Origin of the sequence: Streptomyces sp. NBC_00289 (assembly GCF_041435115.1) — a bacterium.
GTDB lineage: Bacteria > Actinomycetota > Actinomycetes > Streptomycetales > Streptomycetaceae > Streptomyces.
This window is the reverse complement of the sequence record NZ_CP108046.1, coordinates 9,297,785-9,318,456: the sequence shown is the minus strand read 5'-3', so window position 1 is coordinate 9,318,456 and position 20,672 is coordinate 9,297,785. Positions and strand designations below refer to the sequence as shown.

Annotated in this window: 15 protein-coding genes; 7 read left to right on the top strand and 8 right to left on the bottom strand. The window is 69.7% G+C overall.

Features of this window, described 5'->3' with window-relative positions; translation table 11 throughout:
• Window positions 1–131 precede the first annotated feature (131 nt).
• Window positions 132–1,547: a DEAD/DEAH box helicase gene (locus OG985_RS42095; RefSeq protein ID WP_371673681.1), complete on the top strand. Its 1,416-nt coding sequence runs from the start codon at window positions 132–134 to the stop codon at window positions 1,545–1,547.
• 44 nt (window positions 1,548–1,591) lie between these two features.
• Here OG985_RS42095 and OG985_RS42090 read toward each other — a convergent pair whose 3' ends face one another.
• Window positions 1,592–3,121 (bottom strand): APC family permease, encoded by a 1,530-nt coding sequence (locus OG985_RS42090; RefSeq protein WP_371673680.1) that lies wholly within the window; start codon window positions 3,119–3,121, stop codon window positions 1,592–1,594.
• 230 nt (window positions 3,122–3,351) lie between these two features.
• Here OG985_RS42090 and OG985_RS42085 point away from each other — a divergent pair, with 230 nt between their 5' ends.
• Both OG985_RS42085 and OG985_RS42080 read left to right on the top strand, forming a co-directional pair.
• Complete coding sequence (locus tag OG985_RS42085; protein WP_371673679.1) at window positions 3,352–4,248, top strand: PfkB family carbohydrate kinase; 897 nt, start codon at window positions 3,352–3,354, stop codon at window positions 4,246–4,248.
• 351 nt (window positions 4,249–4,599) lie between these two features.
• Window positions 4,600–6,759 carry a Tat pathway signal sequence domain protein gene (locus OG985_RS42080; protein WP_371674653.1) on the top strand — a complete coding sequence of 720 codons (2,160 nt, stop codon included), beginning with the start codon at window positions 4,600–4,602 and terminating at the stop codon, window positions 6,757–6,759.
• A 116-nt stretch (window positions 6,760–6,875) separates the two neighbouring features.
• Here OG985_RS42080 and OG985_RS42075 read toward each other — a convergent pair whose 3' ends face one another.
• The 3 genes from OG985_RS42075 to mmsA form a co-directional block, all read right to left on the bottom strand.
• Complete coding sequence (locus tag OG985_RS42075) at window positions 6,876–7,979, bottom strand: substrate-binding domain-containing protein (RefSeq protein ID WP_371673678.1); 1,104 nt, start codon at window positions 7,977–7,979, stop codon at window positions 6,876–6,878.
• An 80-nt stretch (window positions 7,980–8,059) separates the two neighbouring features.
• Window positions 8,060–9,358, bottom strand: a complete 1,299-nt coding sequence (gene mmsB / locus OG985_RS42070) for a multiple monosaccharide ABC transporter permease (protein ID WP_371673677.1) — start codon at window positions 9,356–9,358, stop codon at window positions 8,060–8,062.
• Window positions 9,355–10,902 carry a multiple monosaccharide ABC transporter ATP-binding protein gene (gene mmsA, locus OG985_RS42065; RefSeq protein WP_371673675.1) on the bottom strand — a complete coding sequence of 516 codons (1,548 nt, stop codon included), beginning with the start codon at window positions 10,900–10,902 and terminating at the stop codon, window positions 9,355–9,357. The genes mmsB and mmsA overlap by 4 nt, the downstream gene beginning before the upstream one ends.
• 268 nt (window positions 10,903–11,170) lie before the next feature.
• On the opposite strand from mmsA, the gene OG985_RS42060 reads away from it, so the two are divergent.
• Window positions 11,171–12,364, top strand: coding sequence for an ROK family transcriptional regulator (locus OG985_RS42060; protein ID WP_371673674.1), 1,194 nt, complete (start codon window positions 11,171–11,173; stop codon window positions 12,362–12,364).
• A gap of 198 nt (window positions 12,365–12,562) precedes the next feature.
• Here the strand turns inward: OG985_RS42060 and OG985_RS42055 are convergent, their stop codons facing one another.
• Window positions 12,563–13,888 (bottom strand): lanthionine synthetase LanC family protein, encoded by a 1,326-nt coding sequence (locus OG985_RS42055; RefSeq protein WP_371673673.1) that lies wholly within the window; start codon window positions 13,886–13,888, stop codon window positions 12,563–12,565.
• A 208-nt stretch (window positions 13,889–14,096) separates the two neighbouring features.
• Between OG985_RS42055 and OG985_RS42050 the strand changes: the two genes are divergently transcribed.
• Window positions 14,097–15,188 (top strand): hypothetical protein, encoded by a 1,092-nt coding sequence (locus tag OG985_RS42050; protein WP_371674652.1) that lies wholly within the window; start codon window positions 14,097–14,099, stop codon window positions 15,186–15,188.
• A 39-nt stretch (window positions 15,189–15,227) separates the two neighbouring features.
• Here OG985_RS42050 and cpt read toward each other — a convergent pair whose 3' ends face one another.
• Window positions 15,228–15,761, bottom strand: coding sequence for a chloramphenicol phosphotransferase CPT (cpt, locus tag OG985_RS42045; protein WP_371673671.1), 534 nt, complete (start codon window positions 15,759–15,761; stop codon window positions 15,228–15,230).
• A gap of 661 nt (window positions 15,762–16,422) precedes the next feature.
• Here cpt and OG985_RS42040 point away from each other — a divergent pair.
• Both OG985_RS42040 and OG985_RS42035 read left to right on the top strand, forming a co-directional pair.
• Complete coding sequence (locus OG985_RS42040) at window positions 16,423–18,345, top strand: glycoside hydrolase family 97 catalytic domain-containing protein (RefSeq protein WP_371673670.1); 1,923 nt, start codon at window positions 16,423–16,425, stop codon at window positions 18,343–18,345.
• A gap of 74 nt (window positions 18,346–18,419) precedes the next feature.
• Window positions 18,420–18,743: a DUF6191 domain-containing protein gene (locus OG985_RS42035; RefSeq protein ID WP_371673668.1), complete on the top strand. Its 324-nt coding sequence runs from the start codon at window positions 18,420–18,422 to the stop codon at window positions 18,741–18,743.
• Window positions 18,744–18,806: 63 nt separating this feature from the next.
• On the opposite strand, the gene OG985_RS42030 is transcribed toward OG985_RS42035, so the two are convergent.
• Both OG985_RS42030 and OG985_RS42025 read right to left on the bottom strand, forming a co-directional pair.
• Complete coding sequence (locus OG985_RS42030) at window positions 18,807–19,475, bottom strand: hypothetical protein (RefSeq protein ID WP_371673667.1); 669 nt, start codon at window positions 19,473–19,475, stop codon at window positions 18,807–18,809.
• 181 nt (window positions 19,476–19,656) lie between these two features.
• The gene (locus OG985_RS42025) at window positions 19,657–20,478 is read right to left on the bottom strand and encodes a hypothetical protein (RefSeq protein WP_371673665.1); all 822 of its coding nucleotides are present in this window, start codon (window positions 20,476–20,478) and stop codon (window positions 19,657–19,659) included.
• Between the last annotated feature and the right edge of the window lie 194 nt (window positions 20,479–20,672).

Here is a 20,672-nt window from a genome sequence, read left to right as displayed (position 1 = left end):
CACGGGCCGCCGGACCGGCGGGCGGCCGGCGGCCCGCTGGTAAAATGGGCTCACGCTTCGACACCGCCGGGGTCCGTACCAAGGGGTACGGACCCCGGTGTGTTCCGGGCGCCAGATCAGGAAGGTTCCCCATGAACACGAAGCCGTCGGCCTCCGGACGCTCCCCGATCGGCACGTCCCGGCGGACGACAGCGCCGCAGGGCGAACTCTCGACTCCGCCGCCGGTGTCTCCGGGGCTGCCGCCGGTGGCGTCCTTCGACGCGCTCGGGCTGCCGCCGGAGGTGACGAGGACGATGACCGGCCTCGGCGTCACGGAACCCTTCCCGATCCAGGCGGCGACCCTGCCCAACGCGCTGGCCGGCCGCGATGTCCTCGGCCGCGCGCGGACCGGCTCAGGCAAGACGCTGGCCTTCGGGCTTGCCCTGCTCGTCCGGACGGCGGGCCTGCGGGCGGAGTCGAAGCGGCCACTCGCACTGGTTCTGGTGCCGACCCGGGAACTCGCGCAGCAGGTGAGCGACGCGCTGACGCCGTACGCGCAGGCACTGAACGTGCGCCTGGCCACGGTGGTCGGCGGGCTGTCGATCAACCGGCAGACGGCGCTGCTGCGGGCCGGGGCCGAGGTGGTCATCGCGACGCCGGGGCGGCTGACCGACCTGGTGTCGCGCCGGGACTGCCACCTGAACCAGGTGCGGATCACCGTGCTGGACGAGGCGGACCAGATGTGCGACCTGGGTTTCCTGCCGCAGGTCTCCGAGCTCCTGGACCAGGTACGCCCGGACGGGCAGCGGCTGCTGTTCTCGGCCACGCTCGACCGCAACGTCGACCAGTTGGTGCGCGACTACCTGCACGACCCGGTGCTCGCCTCGCTCGACCGGGTGGCGGGCTCGGTCACCACGATGGAACACCACGTCCTGAACATTCACCAGGCCGACAAGTACGCGACCGCGACCGAGATCGCCGCGCGGGACGGCCGGGTGCTGATGTTCCTGGACACGAAGGCCGGCGTCGACCAGTTCACCCGTCACCTGCGGGCCAGCGGCGTACGGGCCTCCGCCCTGCACAGTGGGAAGTCGCAGCCGCAGCGCACGCACACACTCGCCCAGTTCAGGGACGGTGAGGTCACCGTGCTGGTGGCGACCAACGTCGCGGCACGGGGCATTCACATCGACGCGCTGGACCTCGTCGTCAACGTCGATCCGCCGGCCGACGCGAAGGACTACCTGCACCGGGGCGGGCGCACGGCGCGCGCGGGCGAGTCCGGGAGGGTGGTCACCCTGGTCACGCCCAACCAGCGGCGTGATGTGAACCGGATGATGTCCGAGGCCGGGATCCGCCCGACGGTCACCCAGGTGCGCTCCGGCGAGGAGAAACTGACCACCATCACCGGGGCGAAGCGTCCGCCGACCGGCCCGAAGACAGCCGGCAACGCTCCCTTCCGCGGTATGGGAACCCGTCCGGGCCGTCCCGCGAAGGAGACCCGGAAGGCAGCCGAGGCCCGCAAGGCCGCGGAGGCCCGCGCGGCGGCTCGGGTACGCAAGAGCCGCTGACGACCGGACCGGGCCCGGCCGGGCCCGGCCGCCACCGGCAGCCGCTACCTGATGGCGGCGGACGACGTGCGGGTCGGCTTGCCCAGGGCCCAGAAGAGGACGCCGAGGAGCATGAACCCGGCGAGCGGGACGGTCTCCGTCAGCAGGTACTTCCAGCGCTCGCCGTGCTTCCAGCCGTCCGGGGCGTAGCCGGAGCCGAACCAGTGGTCGCCGAGTCCGGGGGCGACCAGCTGCACGCCGGCGAACAGCACGAGCAGGGTGAGGACGACGCTGATCGTGCGGGGGAAGGGCGCCCGGTACGGACGGGGAGTGTCCGGGGCCTTCCGGCGCAGTACCGCGAGCGCCGGGAAGATGCCCAGGTAGCTGAAGAGGGTGGTGGAGATGGCGAGGCCGAGGACGGCGCCGAAGAGCTTGGCCGCGCTGCCGCCGGTCAGTTCGTGGGCCAGGACGAGGACGAGCGTGGAGACCAGGCCGCTGAGGATGTTGACTCTTACCGGGGTACCGAACCGGCTGGAGATGACGCCGAGGAATCGGGGCGCGGCGCCGTCGTAGCCGGAGACGGCGAGCGCGCGGTCGGAGCCCATGACCCAGGTGACGCCGGAGGACAGCACCGTGAGGATGAACATGACCGCGGCGAGGTCCCCGAGCAGACTGCCGGCACCGCTGAGCGTGACGGTGCCGTCGGCGGCGACATGGCCGCCGTACACCGTGAAGACCTGTCGGATCGCGTCGACGAATCCGCCGAGGCCGGTGATGGCGTCGACCGGCAGGACGAGAAGGATGCCGAGGATCGGCAGCGCGTACAGGAGGACGGCGAGGACGGCGCTGCGGAAGATGGCGAAGGGCACGTCCTTCTGGGCGTCGGTCATCTCGTCGCCGGCGGTGCTGGGCAGCTCGAAACCGACGTAGTTGAACATCAGGACGGGCACCAGACCGACGAATCCCGCGTAGGTCGGGGAGAAGTCGCCGAGCCCGAACCCGTGCAGGCCGTGCTGGACGCCGTAGACGACGACGGTGAGGGTGAACAGGCCGAGGAGGACGAAACGGCTCCAGGCGCCGACGGTGGGAATCCATTTGCCGACGTCGAAGGAGAGGATCGCGGCGAGCACGCCCACCCAGATGAACACGAGGGTGAAGGCGTAGAAGGCCGGGGTGCTCAGGTCCTTCCCCTCGTTGAAGAAGGTGGTGTAGGCCGTGACGGCGACGACGGAGAGCGTGCCGCCCAGCCATACGGGATTGGTGATCCAGTACAGGAAGTTGTTCACGGCACCCGCGAGCCGGCCGAAGGCGCGGCTGGTCCAGATGTAGGGGCCGCCCTCGTCGGGGAAGGCTGCCCCGAGTTCGGCGGTCAGCAGCGCGGAGGGGACGAAGAACACCACGGCCAGCACGATGAGCCAGGTGAACGCCTCCGCGCCGGAACTGGCCACGGTGCCGATGGTGTCGACGCCGACGATGGTGCACAGAAGGAAGAAGAGAATGTCGAAGCGGCCGAAGTGCTTGCGCAGTTTCCGCCGCTCCGCCTGGGCTGCGGCGGGCGTGTCGACCGGCGCAGTTTCTATCGGGCCAGCGGTCACCGGGAGCTCCTGGGTGCTCGTGGTAGGGAAAGGATCCGGCCAATGATCCGCTGTCGCCGCGAAAACGCACAAGCGTACATGTGCAACTTTTGACCATCCCTTCTCCGCCAGAATGCACTCGCTTTTCACAGAATCGACGGAATCCGCCGACGGGTCTGGTGAATTCGTCCCTGCCGCTCCGGGGGTTCGTACACTGCCCGCATGGTGAGGCAGGACGAAGGTGCTGGTGAGTGAAGCCGATCAGGGGACGACGCCCGTCAGGTCTGTTCGTCGGCCTGAGCACGCTGGACGTCATCCAGCTCGTGGACCACGCGCCGGCCTCCAACGAGAAACTGACGGCTCATCAGCAGGTTGTCGCCGCAGGCGGTCCGGCGGCGAACGCGGCCGCGGCCTTCCGTCACGTGGGCGGCGCGGCCGAACTGCTCACCGCGATCGGCTCCCATCCGCTGGGAGTGGAGGTCGCGGCGGACCTGAACCGGCTGGGTGTGGCCGTGTCGGATCTGGCCGCCGACTCGGTCGAGCCGCCCGTCGTGTCCTCCATCCTGGTGACCGCCTCCAGCGGGGACCGTGCCGTCGCCTCGACCAATGCGTCGGGGTACCGGATCGCGCCGCCCGACGATCTCGACGCGCGGGTGGCGGCGTGTGACATCGCCGAGTTCGACGGCCACCACGGCGAACTGGCCGTGGCCGCCGCCCGCGCCGCGCGTGCCGCCGGCCGGCCGACCCTTCTCGACGGGGGCAGCTGGAAGGACGGCACGGGGCACCTGCTGTCGTCGATCGACGTGGCCGTCTGCTCGGCCGACTTCCACCCGCCGGGTGCGAGCACACCGACCGACACCCTGCGGTTCCTGCGCGAGCACGGGGTCAGGTGGTCGGCGGTCAGCCGGGGAGGACAGTCCATCCTGTGGGCGGGCCCCGACGGCAGTGGCACGGTGGACGTGCCGTCCGTCCGCGTGGCCGACACCCTGGGCGCCGGTGACGTCCTGCACGGGGTCCTGGCCCATCGCCTCGCGACGCAGGACCAGTTGACGCCGGAGAGCTTCGTCGAGGCCCTGCGGGGCGCGGCCGTGGTGGCCTCGCGGGCGTGCGGGTCGTTCGGCACCCGCGCCTGGATGCTCGAGGACTGACACCCCGGCGCGCCGATCCGCACCCTGCCGCTCCGTTCAGCGATGAAGGCCGGAAAGCCAGAAGGCCATCGACTCCATACGTCGGATCTCTCCTGACGCATTGACGTACATCACTCCCCTCTCTATGTTGCAACGCGGGATAGCTCCGATGAATCACTGAGCCCGCCTGGAGACAACGTGACCTTCCCCCTCGTGCCCGACCCGTCCAGACGTACCGTGCTCGCCACCGGATCCGCCCTGGGTGGCGCACTGCTGGCTTCGGGCCCGGCCACGCGGGCGAGGGCGGCCGACCAGGCCGGGGCCACCACGACACAGACGGATCCCTGGCGGACCGTGCTCGATGACGCCGACATGGTCTGGCAGCGGATGCCGGCCACCTGGTACGAGGGCCCGTTCCTCGGCAACGGCTTCCTCGGCTCCGGGATCTACGCGGAACCGGGTGCCGCGTCGACGGCCGTGCGCTTCAACGTCCAGCACTCCGAAGTGCAGGACCACCGACCCGAGTTCGGGTCCCTCTTCGGTCTGGCCCGGCTGCCGATCGGGTACTTCACCCTGGAGCCGGTGGGCGCGATCACCGGCATCGACTGGCGCCTGTCGCTGCACGACGCCGAGCTGACCGGCACCCTCACCACCGAGAAGGGCACCCTGACCCTGCGTGCCCTGGTCCACAACGACCGCTCGGTCCTCGCCGTGGAGGTCACGCCGAGCGAGGGTGAACGCGGCTTCCGCTGGGTGTTCCATCCGGCGGACGCGATCAGCCCGCGGGCCGCCTTCAAGCCACTGCCGGTCGGCTATCAGGGCAACCCGCCCGCCGTGATCGAGGACCACGACGGGGTGAGCGCCGCCGTCCAACCGCTTCTCGCCGACGGGCAGCACGTCACGGCGTGGCGCGAGCGGTCCAGGGGCCGGACGCGGACGCTGTACGCGCACGTCGCGCACTCCCATCCGCGCACCACGGCCCTGGCCCGCGCCCTGAAGGCGGTCCGTGCCACGGCCCTGCTGCCGTACTCCGCCCTGGCGGTGACGCACCGGGCGTGGTGGCAGGCCTACTACCGCAAGAGTTTCCTGTCCGTCCCCGACGCCCGCATGCAGCGCTTCTACTGGATCCAGCTGTACAAGGCAGCCTCCGCCGCCCGCCGCGACGCCCCCGTGATGGCGACGAGCGGTCCCTGGCTGGAACCCACACCGTGGCCCAACACCTGGTGGAACCTCAACGCCCAGCTGGAGTACTGGCTCATCCACGGCTCCAACCACCTGGAACTGGACGCCGTCACACGGGCGTTGAGCGAGTTCCGGGACAACCTCGCCGCCGAGGTGTCCACGCCGTACCGGGGTGACTCGCTGGGCATCCCGCGCACCACCGATCCCCACCTGGTCAACGGCGCGGCCGACCCGCTCACCGGTTACGGCGTCGGCATCCCGGGTCAGGACCCGCCCACCCCCGAGGTCGGCAACCTGACCTGGGCACTGCACAACGTCTGGCTCAGCTACCGGCACACCATGGACGAGTCGATCCTCCGCGACGTCCTCTTCCCCCTCCTGCGCAAGGCGATCAACTACTACCTGCACTTCCTGGAGCCGGGCCCGGACGGCAAACTGCACCTGCCCGCCACGTTCTCCCCCGAGTACGGCGGCGACTCGCGCGACTGCAACTACGACCTGATGCTTCTGACCTGGGGCTGCCGTACGCTCCTGGACGCCGCCCAACGCCTCGGCATCGACGACGCGCTGGCGCCCCGCTGGCGCGAAGTGCTCGCACGGCGGACGCCGTATCCCACGGACGCGAACGGCTTCATGATCGGTGCGGACATTCCCTTCGCCAAGTCCCACCGGCACTACTCGCACATGCTCGCGGTCTACCCGCTGTACGAGGTGACCGGCCGTACCCCTGACGAACGCGCCCTGATAGAGAGGTCGTTGGCGCACTGGGTGGGCTTCGAAGGCGCCCTCCAGGGCTACACCTTCACGGGCGCCGCCTCGATGTCGGCGCTGCTCGGCAAGGGCGAGGACGCGCTGAAGTACCTCGGCGAGCTGATGACCCGCTTCATCCGGCCCAACACCATGTACCAGGAGTCGGGGCCGGTCATCGAGACACCACTGTCCGCGGTCCAGTCACTGCACGACATGGTGTGCCAGTCCTGGGGCGACGTCATCAGGGTCTTCCCCGCGCTGCCCGCCGCCTGGGCCGACCTGGCCGTGCACGACTTCCGTACCCAGGGCGCGTTCCTGCTGAGCGCGGTCCGCCGGGGCGGTTTCACCCGCTGGGTGCGACTGGTCAGCGAGGCGGGAGCACCGTGCGTCGTACGGCACGGGATCGCGGGACCGGTCGACGTACGGGACCGGTGGGGCCGCCCGCTCCGCTACGCCGACGCCGGCGACGGCGCCGTTCGGATCACCCTGCGCAAAGGCGAGTCGGCGCTGATCGCGGCCAAGGGTGAGCGGCCCGACCTGACCGTGGCGCCCGTACGCCCGAACGAGCCCGCGCCTCGCTGGGGGTTGCCCGTCGGTTGAGGGGGTCCGGGTCGGGCACGGTCACGCCCGCCACATCCCACCCGCTCACCCGTCCGGGAAGGTGCCGGCCGTCCCGGGTCCGGAACCTGTTCCGGACCCGGGACGACAGCGGTGGCCTACTTGGTGAGCGGGGCGAGCTTCGGGTCGTTGGCGTAGGCCTCGACCGCGTTCTCCTTGGTCACGATGACCGGCGGGAGAAGGTAGGCCGGGACGACCTTGGAGCCGTTGTTGTACGACTTGCTGTCGTTGATCTCCGGCTTGTCGCCCTTCTGGATGGACTTGACCATGTTGACGGTCTCGGCGACGAGCTTGCGGGTGTCCTTGTTGATGGTCGAGTACTGCTCACCGGCCATGATCGACTTCACCGACTCCACTTCGGAGTCCTGCCCGGTGACGACGGGGACCGACTTGCCCGCGCCCTTGACCGAGGTGATGACCGCGCGGGCGAGGGTGTCGTTCGGGGACAGGACACCGTCGAGCTTCTTGCGACCGTTGTACGTCGAGGTCAGCAGCGAGTCCATGCGCTGCTGGGCGAGCTCGGCCTTCCACCCCTGGATCGCGGTCTGCTTGATGTTCTTCTGACCCGATCCGACAACGATGTCACCCTTGTCGATGAGCGGCTTCAGGACGTCCATCGCGCCGTCGAAGAAGACCTTCGAGTTGTTGTCGTCCGGTGAGCCGGAGAACAGCTCGATCGTCCAGGGACCCTTGGGCTTCTTCGCCTTCATGCCGTCGAGCAGTGCCTGCCCCTGGAGCTGGCCGACCTTGAAGTTGTCGAAGGCGATGTAGTAGTCGATGTCGGGTGTGTTGGTGATGAGCCGGTCGTAGGCGATGACGGTCGCGCCGGCCTCCTTGGCCTGCGCCACCTGCGTGGAGAGCTGGGAGGCGTCGGTCGCGCCGATGACGATCACCTTCGCGCCCTTGGTGACCATGGAGGAGATCTGGGCCTGCTGGTCCGCGACGGTGGTCGAGGCGCCCGCGTACTGCACGTCGGCCTTGAAGCCGGCCTTCTTCAGACCGTTGCTGAACAGGTCGCCGGCCAGCACCCAGTTCTCCGAGGTCTTCGCGGGCAGCGCGACACCCACGAGGGAGTCCTGCGCGAAGCCCTTGGAGTCCCCGCTGTCCGTGGAGCCCTCGCGTTCGTTGGAGCAGGCCGTGCCCAGGGTGAGCAGTGCGACGGCGCCGGCCGCGGCGATTCCTCGGGTGATGCTTGTGCGCATGGTGGATGAGCCCTTCTTGCGGTGATACCGGTTGGGTTGGGCGCCGTAAGATGCGGCGCTGTCGGATGACGGGCCTGCGTTCAGCGTGCGACCGGGGCCTTGGGAGAGTCGGAGGCGGGGTTCGGCGGATCCACGGGAGCGGTCGTCTCGTCCCGGTTGAACGGGCGCATCAGCGTTCCGATGATCGAGAAACGCCCCTGCTTCTTGCTGTAGACGTCGAAGGCGACGGCGAGGAGGAGGACCAGGCCCTTGATGATCTGGACCATGTCGGAGCCGACGCCCTCCAGCTGCAGTCCGTTGTTGAGCAGTGCCATGACGAGACCGCCGACGATGGAACCGCTGATGGTCCCGAGGCCGCCGGAGACCGCCGCGCCACCGATGAAGACGGCCGCGATGGCGTCCAGTTCCCAGCTCAGGCCGTCCTGGGGGCCGGAGGCCGCGGACCGGGCGACGAAGATCATGCCGGCCAGGGCGGCCAGGACGGACATGTTCGTCATGACGAGGAAGTTGACCTGCTTGAGCTTCACGCCGGACAGTTCGGCGGCCCGCGCGTTGCCTCCGACGGCGTAGATGTGCCGACCGCCGATGGTGTTCCGGGTGTAGTACGAGTACGCGAGCACCAGGGCGATCAGGATGATGCCGGAGATGGGCAGGCTGGTGCCCACGCGGCCGCCGGCGAAGCGCAGCGTCGTGAAGATGATGACGGTGAGCATGACGGCCAGGCGTATCCCGGTCACCCACAGCGGCGCGGCGACGGCGTTCATCTCCCGGCGGGTCTGCCGGGCCTGCCACTCCCGCCAGGCCACGCCCAGACAAGCGGCCAGACCCAGCAGCAGCGTCAGGTTGTTGTAGCCGGTCTCCGGCCCCACTTCGGGCAGGAATCCGGCGCCGATGTCCCGGAACCCGGTGGGGACCGGCACGGTGTCGGCGTTGCCGATGTACTGGTTGCCACCGCGGAACAACAGCATGCCGGCCAGGGTGACGATGAAGGCCGGCACTCCCACGTAGGCGACCCAGAAGCCCTGCCAGGCGCCGATCGCCGCGCCGACGAGCAGCCCGAGCAGGATGCCCAGGGGCCATGGGAGTGAGTACTCCTGCATCGCCTTGGCGACCACGATGCCGGTGAACGCCGCGACCGAGCCGACCGACAGGTCGATGTGCCCGGCGACGATCACCATCAGCATGCCGATGGCCAGGATCAGGATGTAGGAGTACTGGCTGACCACGGCGATGAGGTTGCCGGAGGTCAGGGTGAGGCCGCCGGTCCAGATCTGGAACAGCAGCACGATCGCCACGAGCGTGGAGATCATGCCGAACTGGCGGGCGTTGGACGTCGTACCTCCGAAGAGGTTCTTCTGCAGCTCTGTGATGCGGCTCATGGGGTCGGTGTCTTCGTGTTGGAGGTCATCTGCTTCATGAGGAGTTCCGGGTTCGCGTCGCGGCGCGTCACCTCGCCGGTGATGGCACCTTCGAAGACCGTGTAGATGCGGTCGCACAGTCCGATGAGTTCGGGCAGCTCGGAGGAGATGACGATGACGCCCTTGCCCTGGCCGACCAGCCGTTGGATGATCCCGTAGATCTCGTACTTGGCTCCCACGTCGATACCGCGGGTCGGCTCGTCGAGGATCAGCAGGTCGGGGTCGGTGAACATCCACTTCGCCAGGACGACCTTCTGCTGGTTGCCGCCGGAGAGCTTCACGACGCCTTCGTCGACGCTGGGAGTCTTGATCCGGAGGCTCTGGCGGTACTCCTCCGCGATCCGGTGCTCACGGACCGGATCGACGACCCGGCGCCGGGCGATCTTCGACAGCTTGGCTGCGACCATCGAGGTCTTGATGTCGTCCAGCAGGTTGAGGCCGATCGACTTGCGGTCCTCGCTGACGTAGGCGAGGCCGTGCCCGATGGCGTCGGCCACCGACTTGAGCTGGATCTCCTTGCCGTCCTTGAAGACCTGGCCGGAGAGGTAGGTGCCGTAGGAGCGGCCGAACAGGCTCATCGCGAGTTCGGTGCGGCCGGCGCCCATGAGACCGGCGAAGCCGACGATCTCGCCGCGCCGGACGGTGAAGGAGGAGCCCTTGCACACGAGCCGTTCCTCGGAACTGGGGTGCCGCACCGTCCAGTCGCGGACCTCGAAGAACACCTCACCGACGTTCGGCGTGTGATCAGGAAACCGGCTGTTGAGTTCGCGGCCGACCATGCCGCGCACGATGCGGTCCTCGTTGACGCCGTCCGCCTTGACGTCGAGGCTCTCGATCGTCCGCCCGTCGCGCAGGATCGTGATGGTGTCGGCGACCGCCTCTATCTCGTTGAGCTTGTGGGAGATGATGATCGAGGTGATGCCCCGCTCCCGGAAGCCGCGCAGCAGGTCGAGCAGGTGCCGGGAGTCCGCCTCGTTGAGGGCCGCGGTCGGCTCGTCGAGGATGAGCAGCTTCACGTCCTTGGCGAACGCCTTGGCGATCTCGACCAGTTGCTGCTTGCCCACGCCGATGTCCTTGATCAGCGTGTCCGGGTCCTCCCGGAGTCCGACCTGTTCCATCAGCTCGAGGGCCAGGCGCTGGGCTCGCTTCCAGTCGATCGCGCCACGCCTGCGCGGCTCGTTGCCGAGGAAGATGTTCTCGGTGATCGACATCTCGGGGACCAGCGCCAGTTCCTGGTGGATGATGACGATGCCGGCCTGCTCGCTGGCCCGGATGTCGTGGAACCGGACCTCCTCGCCCCGGTAGACGATGCCGCCCGTGTAGCTCCCGTGCGGGTGCACGCCGCTCAGCACCTTCATGAGGGTGGACTTGCCGGCGCCGTTCTCGCCGCAGATCGCGTGGATTTCCCCCTGTTTCACCACCAGGTTGACGTCGGCGAGTGCCCGCACGCCGGGGAAGGTCTTGGTGATCGACCGCATCTCCAGCAGCGTCGGAGTGCCGGTCATGAGCGGAGCCCCACACCGGTGGCGACGCGACGACCACATGGGCCCGCGGGTTCCGGGATGCGACATTTCGTGGACATCAACTTGCCTCCGAATGGCACTGCTCTGTGCCTGTGTACGGCCTGTTTCGCCTGCGGGACCGGACTTTAAATCCATTTGTTTTACTAAGTCAACGCCCTACGGAGGTATCGTCGTCGAGCTGGAACAGAGAGGACCCCGAGTGCGGCAAGCAGGAACAAACCTCCCCAAGGTCGGCCGGTACAACCGAGCGGTGGTTCTCGACCAGATCCAACTCGCCGACGGCATCAGTCGGGTCGAGATCGCCCAGCAGACCGGGCTCACCCCCCAGACGGTCTCCGGCATCGTGCGCCGGCTCCTCGACGAGGGGATCGTGCGCGAGGACGGCGCGAGCCGGGTGGCCAGCGGCGGCAAACCCCGCACCACCCTGCGCATCAACGCGGACGCCGGCAGTGCGGTGGGGCTCGTCCTCGACCCCGTCGAGCTGACCTGCACCGTTGTCGACCTGCTGGGACGGCCGCTGGTCGTCAAGCGCCGTCCCACACCTCCCGGCATCGACCCGACACACGTCGTGTCGGCCATGGCCGAACTGGTCGCCGACGTGCTCGACGAGGCGAAGGTGCCGCGCGGCGACGTCCTGGGCCTGGGCCTCGCCACTCCGGGACCGATCGATCAGAAGCTCGGCATGATCGTCGCTCCCCCGCAACTCGCACACTGGACACGGGTGCCCCTGCAAAGCATGCTGAGCGACGCCACCGGCCTGCCGGTGACCATCGACAACGACGCCACGGCTGCCGCGGTCGGCGAGCGCTGGTCCGGGGTGGGCCGGGGGGTCGCGAACTTCGCCTACTTCTTCTTCGGTACCGGCATCGGCGGCGGTCTGGTCCTCAACCACCAGATGTACAGAGGCGGTTCCTTCAACGCGGGAGAATTCGGCCACTCCTCCGTACTGCCCGACGGCCCGGAGTGCTACTGCGGCAACCGGGGCTGTCTGGAGGGGCTGGTCAACCCGTCCGCGATCGTGGCCGAGGTGCACCGCCGGCTCGCCGACGAAGCGGGCGACAACAGTGTGCTGTCGCAACCGTTCCGCCAGGATCCGGCCTCCGTCGACCATGCCGCGATCCAGCTCGCGGCGGGAGCCGGCGACCCCGTCGCGACCGCGGTCATCGACGAGGCCGCGGAACATGTCGCCTCGGTCGCGGTCAGCATCGCCAACTTCATCGACGTGGACCTCATCATTCTCGGCGGCCACGGCATCCAGCACGTGGCGTCGCGGTACGTCGACGTCGTCGCCGCCGCACTGGCCGCCAGACCGCTGGCCCGGCGCATCAGAGTCGTCAAGGTCGAAGCGTCCCCGCTCGGCACGGACGCCGCCGTCGTGGGCAGCGCGGCGCTGGTGCTGCACGCGACCTACTCACCGCAACTGTCGGCGTTGCTGTCCGACTGACCGTCCGGACGGGCGCGACGGGTTCGACCACGCCAAGGGCGTCCGACCGGACCGGATCACGCGCCGACCGCGAGGGCGGCCGGCTGGTCTCAGCGGCGCCGGCACCACGCGCCCGAGGTCGGCACGCGGGCGGAGGAGGCTTCGCGAGCCCGCGACTCCTCTCGATCGGGCTCAAGCCCGCGACTCCTCTCGATCGGCTCAAGCGGCCGTACTGCGCAGATGTGCGGGCACGGCCCACCACTGGTCGGGACGGTCCACCACAGAGGCGTCCGGACCGGTCTCGAGGAACCGGGCGAGGCGGAGAAGGTACGCCGCGATGCCCGCCGCGCCCTGCATCCACGCCGTGCCCGGGGGCAGGAGCGGTGGCTCCTTGCGGTGTTCCACGAAGCGCCAGCGGGTGCCCGCCTCGTCCGTGACGGCCCGCTCCACCAACGCGTCACCCATCGTGCGGGCGGCCCGCAGGTAGGTCTCCGCCGTCGCTCTCGCCCAGCGGTCCTGCGCCGCGTCGAGCAGTACGTCGCCCACGCCCGCCGTTCCGCAGCAGCGGCCGTCGTTGTCCCAGAAGCCGGGGCGCAGGCGTTGGGGGACCCCCGAGGTGAGGATCGAGGTCAGGCAGCGGTGCCGAAGTTCGTCGACGGCACGGCCCGCCACCTCCTCCACACCCGCGTACGACAGGGCCGCGAACAGGTGCGAGGTGCCCGCCGGACCGTGGCACCAGGTGTAGGTCACCGGTTCCACCTCGCGTGTCGACGGCGGAATGGTGTGCGGGACGATGAAACCGTCGTCCTCCAGGGAGCCCACGGACAGCACGTGCCGGGCGCCTTCGACGGCCGCCCTCACGAAGTCCTCGCGGTGCAGCAGCGCACCCGCCGTCGCCAGCGCGGCGGCCACCCCGGCGGTGCCGTGCGAGTAGTTCGGCGCCCTCCACCGCGTGCTCGTCGCGATTCCCCAGTCCAGGCCGGCCTCCGTACGGTCCGCCGCTCGCAGCAGGGCCTCACTGCCCGTCGTCGCGATCCCCTCGGCGAACTCTCCGCCCGCCCAGAGCGCTGTCAGCACGACGCCGGCGGTGCCCATGATGATGTCGTTGAGAGGAGCGTCGGAGCCCGGTTCGAACTCGATCGTGGTGTTCCAGCCTTCGGGCGTCGCCAGCTCGGCGAGCCGCCGCAGAGCGATCGATTCCCGGCCCGGGGCGAGCAGCTTCAGCGCCATGGCATCGCCTGCCAGACCGTCGTACAGCGAGGGTTCGGTTCTGCTCCGCGCCCGGGCCGACAGCCTGGTGACGATGCCGGTCGCCAGCGTCCGCTCACTTTCGCTCAGCTGCCGGTACTGCCCGATCTCCGCCAGCACCGGAGCGAGGCCCGCGATCCCCGAGTACAACGTGTCGCGGTCGGTCGCCGGTCCGGTGTCCTGGTCGCCCTCGGAAACCACCTCCGGCAGCCACGGGCCATTGTCCTCGCGCACCTGGTTCAGCACCCATGACCAGGCGCTTTCGCCCAACTCCCGGTACACCTCGTTCGTCAGCACCCGGTAGACGCTACAACCGCCGGCGCTACGGGGCACCTGTCCGGGCGTTGCCCGGTTCCGCGTCCTGCCCGCTCGCCGTGCAGCCCCGTTCCCGGGCTGCACGCGTGGACTTCGGTTCGTTCCTGTGCGACTGGGTTGTGTGATGATGCACGGACATCAACAGGCCCTGGGGAGGGGCCAGATGCCTGAGAAGGGACGGGAGCGCATCTTGGGCAAGGACGGGGCGTCCATATCGGACGACGAGTGGGAGCGGTTCCTGCGTGAGGCCGAGGCCGGTACGCAGGGCGCGCCCGAGGAACCTTCGGCGCGGGCCCGGATGGTGGCGCGGAAGCTGGGGGAGGAAACCGGTCCACCGGAGGCATGGCGGGCGTACCGGCCGGCCCGGCGCCGCAGCAAGGGCTGGTATGTGGTGGGCCTGCTGGTGGCGGTCGGATTGGCGGTCGTCGCGCTGGCCCCGGGACGGGTGGTGGGATGGTTCGCCGGTGACGAGGGTGGGAATACGCCGCTCGCCGCCGAGTCGGAACGTCCGAGTCAGCCGCCGGCCACGAAGTCGGCGGCCCAACTGCCCACACTCGACAAGCCGTTCAGGGGTTCGCCGGCGGCACAGTGGAGCGACGGGACAGCGGGGATCCACCTGCCCGCGGCACAGGCGACCGGCTGGATGAGCAAGGCTCAGGTCGCGCAGGCACTCGATCGGACCCGGGACTTCCTCGGCGCGTCCAGTCTCGATGCCGGTGTGCTGAGTGGAAAGCGGCCGTCGAAGGCGATCGCGTTGATCAATCCGCACCAGCAGGACGTCCAGGACTTCCTGGCGACGGCGTTCAGCAGGCCCAGCCGGGAGGACGATCCACTGCTGCTGTTCAGCCGGTTCTCGACAGCGGATGTGCGGCTCGTCGGGGACGTGATCAAAACGCGAGGACGGATCACGTACAAGGAAGGTGATCGCGGTTCGGTCGAGGTCGCCACCGATGTCACCTACGTCTATCCGGTTCGCGCCGCATCGGGGAGCGACGAGGTCGCGCGCACCATCGTGCGCCGTGAGGTGGTCATGAGCTGGGACGACCCGGCGAAGGTGGTCATCGAGCCGGGGACCTTCTCGCTCGTCTCCTACAAGGTGGACACCACCAACGGCGGCTGCGACACCTTCACCGGCTACCTCACCCCCGAGTTCCGTGCGGAGCGGGCGAGTTCGGGATCGGGCGACGGCCCCGAGGTCGACCCGTACGACCGCAGCGAGTCGATGGACGAGCGCATGCGGGAGGCCGAGGACGCGGGGTGCGGGACCGCCACACGGTCGTGAGTGGCAACGGCCCGGACGGTGGCCGACCGCGCCGCACGGTCATGTCACGCGGGCGGCGACAGTCCGTGCGCACTCCAGGGACTCCGTGTGCGTGGTGTCCACCTCCAGGTCGTACACCACGCCGCGGTGGGCCGTCTCCGCCTGCGCCGCGGCCATGCCCCGGGGCCGGTCGCCGCGGCCGATCTCGCGGCCCGCGGCGACCTCGCTGTCGCACCTGACGCCCACCCACAGCACGCCGAGTCCGCCGAGAGCCTTCTGCCACCTCTGCTGGGACGCCGCTCCGCCGAGGAAGACGTCATCGACGACGATCCGGGCGCCCGCCTCGGCCATCGCGGCGATCCCCGCCATCCATGCCGCCTCCAGCTCCCGGAAGACCGATCCGATGTTCACCACGCCGTCGGCGGTGATGTCGATGCCTCCGCCCGCCGTCTGCAGGGACGCGGGCATCGCCTCGACGAGCGAGTCGATCCCGTAGGCGAGCCACGGATCCGGCAGCACCGCCTGCAGACACCGGACGATCCCGGACTTGCCCGAACTTGACCCACCGTTCAACACGATCACCTGAGTTCTCACCAGGTCAGGGTAGGGGTGCCCGCCATGGCGCCCACAGTGGTTTTCGGTGAGCGGCCGTACTGCCGTGCGTGGGTGACCCCGTCAGCCGCTGAACCTCAATACATCGGATGAGGCGCGACCTCGCGTCGTGACTGCTGACGCGCACTGAAACTCGCTTCTCTGCCTATTCATGCCATTTGGCGCCCCGTTCATGCGGAGGTCAAGGTCATTGACAGGTGCACGAAGCCTGCTTAGGTTCGTCGATACACCCGATGTATCGACGATCCGTCAGGTCTGGAGGACGATGACGACCTCGCAGCCGGGGAAGCGCCCGCCGGTGCCCCGCGGAGCCGCACTCGGCAACGCGGCGGACGCGGCGGCAGCGGCAGCGGCAGCGGCAGCGGCAGCGGCAGCGGCAGCGGCAGCGGCGACGATCGGCCCGGCTGTGTCATCGTGCCGACCACACCCCTCGCCGGTGGCGAACCGGGCCCGGCGTCGCGCCTTCCGCGTCGGCCGGTCACCCGCGGCTCCCCCCGTACCGCCACGCCGTCAGGACGGCGGGCCCACACGGCCGTGCGCCACCTGAACATCCCCGGTTCGCGGCCCTCGTCACCTTCCCCGCACGCCCGTGACCGGGCACCCCTCACCCGCACACCCCACCTCATCACCCGGGAGGGTTCTCATGGCGGTTCCGATCAGGACCGCGGTCGCCGCGCTCTGCGCCACACTGGCGGCCACACTCCTCACGACCGCACCCGCGAGCGCCGGCCAGGACGTCGGCTCCCCCGATCACGCATGGGCCGTAGCCGGCCCCGAGCGAGCCGCCGCGGCGGCTCGCGAACCACGCGCACGGGTCTCCCTGGACGGAGCGACCGGCACGCTGAGCCTGTCGGTGTCCCGCGGCGGCCGTACGGTCATCGAGCCGTCGCCCGTCGGCATCGTCACCGAGCAGGCCGACCTCTCCCAGGGGCTGCGCTTCCTGCACCGCAGGAACCGACAGGTCGACGAGCGGTACCGGACGAAGTCCGGCAAACGACTGGACCGCCTCGTCCACATGAACGAGACACGCCTGTCGTTCGCCACCGCCGCGGGTGCCCGGCTCGACCTCGTGGTCCGCGCCTCCGCCGACGGCGTCGCCTACCGATACGTCCTGCCCGCCGGGTACGGCGCCGTCCTCGGCGAGACCTCCGCCTTCAACCTGCCGCCGGACGCGAGCGCGTGGCTCGGCACCTACCGCGTCGACAACGAGGGCCAGTTCGCCCAGTACACCGCCGCGAGCGCACCGACCGGCGCGTACTCGGACCAGGCGCTGTTCTCGACCGACGGCGGCTACACCCTGCTCGCCGAGTCCGACCTCACCGGCGCCTACTCCGGCGCCCGGCTCACCCACGACCAGGGCACCGGCACCTACCGGATCAAGCTCGCCGACGACCGGGTCCAGACCGACGGCCCCCTCGCCACCCCGTGGCGGGCGATGGTCACCGGCGACCTCGCCACCGTCACCCGGTCCACCTTCACCGACGACCTCGCCGCCGCCTCCAAGGTCGCCGACTCCTCCTGGATCCGGCCCGGCACCGTGCTGTGGACCTGGCTGGCCGGCGGCCGCGCGGCCGGGCAGAGCCTCACGGCGCAGAAGGCCTACGTCGACTACGCGGCCGAGCGGCACTGGCCCTACGAGGCCGTCGACGCGGGCTGGTACTTCAAGGCCGACGAGTGGGACACCACCGACCCCGACTGGCAGACCAACAGCTGGATGCCCCAACTCGTCGACTACGCGCGTGCCAAGGGCGTCGGAATCGTCGTCTGGATCCACCAGCGCGACCTCGACACCCCTGAGGAACGCGCCCAGTGGCTGCCCACCCTGGAGCGATGGGGCGTCAAGGGCGTCAAGATCGACTTCATGAACTCCGAGGCGCAGCCCATGCTCCAGTGGTACGACGCCATCCTCAAGGAGACGGCCGCGCACCACCTGATGATCGACTTCCACGGTTCGACGATCCCCAAGGGCATCCAGCGCACCTGGCCGCAGGTCATGACCTTGGAAGGCGTCGGCGGCGAGGAGAAGCGGACCAACACCGCCGCCCACCTCACCACACTGCCGTTCACCCGCAACGTCATCGGCTCCATGGACTTCACCCCGGGCGGCTTCCAGCGCGTCGGCATGCGCCCCAACTCCGACGCGGCCGAGGTCGGACTCGCGGTCGCCTACGAGTCGGGCCTCCAGATGTTCGCGGGCACCCCCGAGTCGTACGACGCCCGGCCGCTCGCCCGGACCTTCTTCGACCAGGTCCCCGCCGCGTGGGACGACACCCGACTGCTCGCCGGCCGGCCCGGGCAGGAGGCCGTCCTCGCCCGCCGCAGCGGCAACCGCTGGTTCCTGGGCGGGGTCTACGCCGGTGCCGCCCACACGGCCGGGGTACCGCTGTCCATCGGCTCCGGAAGGTGGCTGGTCCAGACGATCCGGGACGGCGTCGACGGGCTCGTCCAGGACCGGCAGGTACTGCGCGGCGGTGACACGCTCAGCGTCGACGTCGTGGACAACGGCGGCTTCGCCGGGATCGCCTGCCCGTGGCGCCCTGGCCTCACCAGCTGCTACACGAGCTGAACCTCGGAGCACGCCGTCGCACCGGTCACGGACAACACCGTGGGCGTACATCCCTCACCCGGGATACTGAGGACATGGAATTCGCCGTGTTCGTGACCCTGCCCGGACTGGTCATCCTGCTGACCGTCGTGGCCTTCGTCGATCAGCTGCTGCTGCGTCTCGGGCGAGCGGGGCTGCTGCCGTGGCGCAACAGCGCCCGGCAGGGCCAGATATCGGCAACCGGCTTCGAGCAGCTCCATGCGAGCTTCTCACCGGGCAAGCAGAACGAGCTCAAGGAGCGGCAGTCGGCGCTCGTTCTGCGCGACGACGAGGAGGACGGGGCGCCGCCTCACCGGACCACGGTGGATCTGCGACACGGGACAGCGGTGGTACGCATGCCCCCTCCGGCCGTCCGGTAGGGCGGCCGTCGACGTACTTCCCGACGCGGTGGCGGGCGGCTCGACCCGGCCGGCGCCGCGGCCTCAGTTGCCGCCGGAGGCCGCGTTCACGACGTCGGCTCGGTCCGGCGCCCGCACCTTCAGGGGCGCGTCGAAGGCGCTGTAGGAAGTGGTGGTGCGTTCCTTGGAGTTCTTGTAGACGACCCTGAGGATGTACGGCTTGCCCTCGGTGGCGACGTGGAAGGTGTAGGTCCCTCCTTCGTCGGACTTGGTCGTCACCACCAGCGTGCGTGCCGGGGTGCCGTCGATCCGCGTCGCCCCGCCCTTCGTCGCCTTGCCGAAGCCGGCGAACTTACGTGTGCACGGGATGAGTCCGTCCCCCGCCTGCGCCTCACTGGCCGGAGTCCGCATCCAGCTCTTCCCCGCCGAGTCGGCCACCTTGCCACCCGACCACTTCTGGAGGTACTTCCGGTTCGGGCGTACATAGTCGGTGTCACCGATCCGGATCTGCTCGAGGCTCAACCCGCCGGGCCAGTCGACCCGGGACCTGCACCTGCTCTTCAGATCGGTCGTCACATGGCTGGTGACGGCTGCGGGGGCCCCTGTCGCCCCGGCGGTTGTCGTGTCGACCGTCAGCGAACCGAGCCGGCTCATCGCCTTGTTGGCGCGGTCCAGCAACTCCCGTGCGGAGGGTTCGTCGTCCGCAGCGACATCCGAACATCCCGTCAACGTGGCGCTCAGCCCCAACCCCATCAGCGCCACGGTCACAACCGCCGATCTCGTACGCACAGACCCCCCAGTCGGTTCAGGAGTGGATCACTCTAACCGGCCCTCCACACGCACCGGACGGCCCCCTCAGAGGCGGCGGATCCGGAGCTGCGACGGACGTCCGGTGCCGGCCGCCCGGCACTTGGGGGACGCGCCGGTGGGACGGTCACGTAGCGGTGTCCAGGTCGTCGTGGCGCGCCTGTATGCGTGCGACGACGCGTTCCTGCCCCAGTCTCCTGGCCTGGCGGAGCTTCGCCTCGGCGGCGAGCACGGGGACCCAGAACAACCACCCCCAGAGGCTGAAGTCCAGCGCTCCGCTCAGCACCAGGGCTTTGTTCAGGCCCAACGACAGGACGAACGTCAGCACATACGCCCCGACGCGGTGGGCGAGAAGAAAGCGCAACGGCGCGTTCCGGGGTCCCTGCAACAGCTCGACGGCCGCGGCCAGTTCGGCGGCCCGGAGGTCCTCCCCGGCATCCTCCCCGGACTCGCCTCGTGCGGCTCGTCGCAGCGCGTCGGTGACCTGCACACTCTGGTCCGCGAGGGCAGCCTGTTGGGCCTGGCCCTGCAGTACGCCGGTCTGCAGCTCGTCCCAGTAACCCCGTCCGGCCCAGCCTGTCGCACTGTCGACGCGCTCGCGCTCGGCCGACCCGGGCGGCGCCAGCTCCTCGATCCTCTTCCGCAGGCCTACCGCCCGACGCGCCCTCGCCGGGTAGTCGAAGGCGTCCGCGCGGAGGCACAGCTCCAGACAGCACACCAGGAGCCCGAGATCGTCCGGCGCGAGTGCCAGACCCTTGCGGTACGCGTCCTCCGCCTCACGGTCATGGTCGTCCTCGTCCTCGGCGGCATGCGCCTGTCCGAGCCAGCGCAGGAGCGTCGGATCCGGCCCGAGCTCCTCGAGTCCGCGCTCTGCCGTGGCTCTCACAGCGGCGTACCCGCCCACCGCGAACAGATCCGAACACTGCCGCACGTACTGCTGCCGATCCACGTCCCCACCCCAGTCGTTTGAGCAAGCACTTTCCGTGGTGGCCAGTGCCGCTGTCAATTGACTGGGTGTGGTGGACGGTCGCTCCCCCACCGCGGGGAACACCCGGCCGGCGGACGAAGCCACCCGCAGGCGCCTTCCGGACCGTTCCACCCCCCGTCTCGGGCGGAACGGTCCATCGGGGCGATCCAACGGTC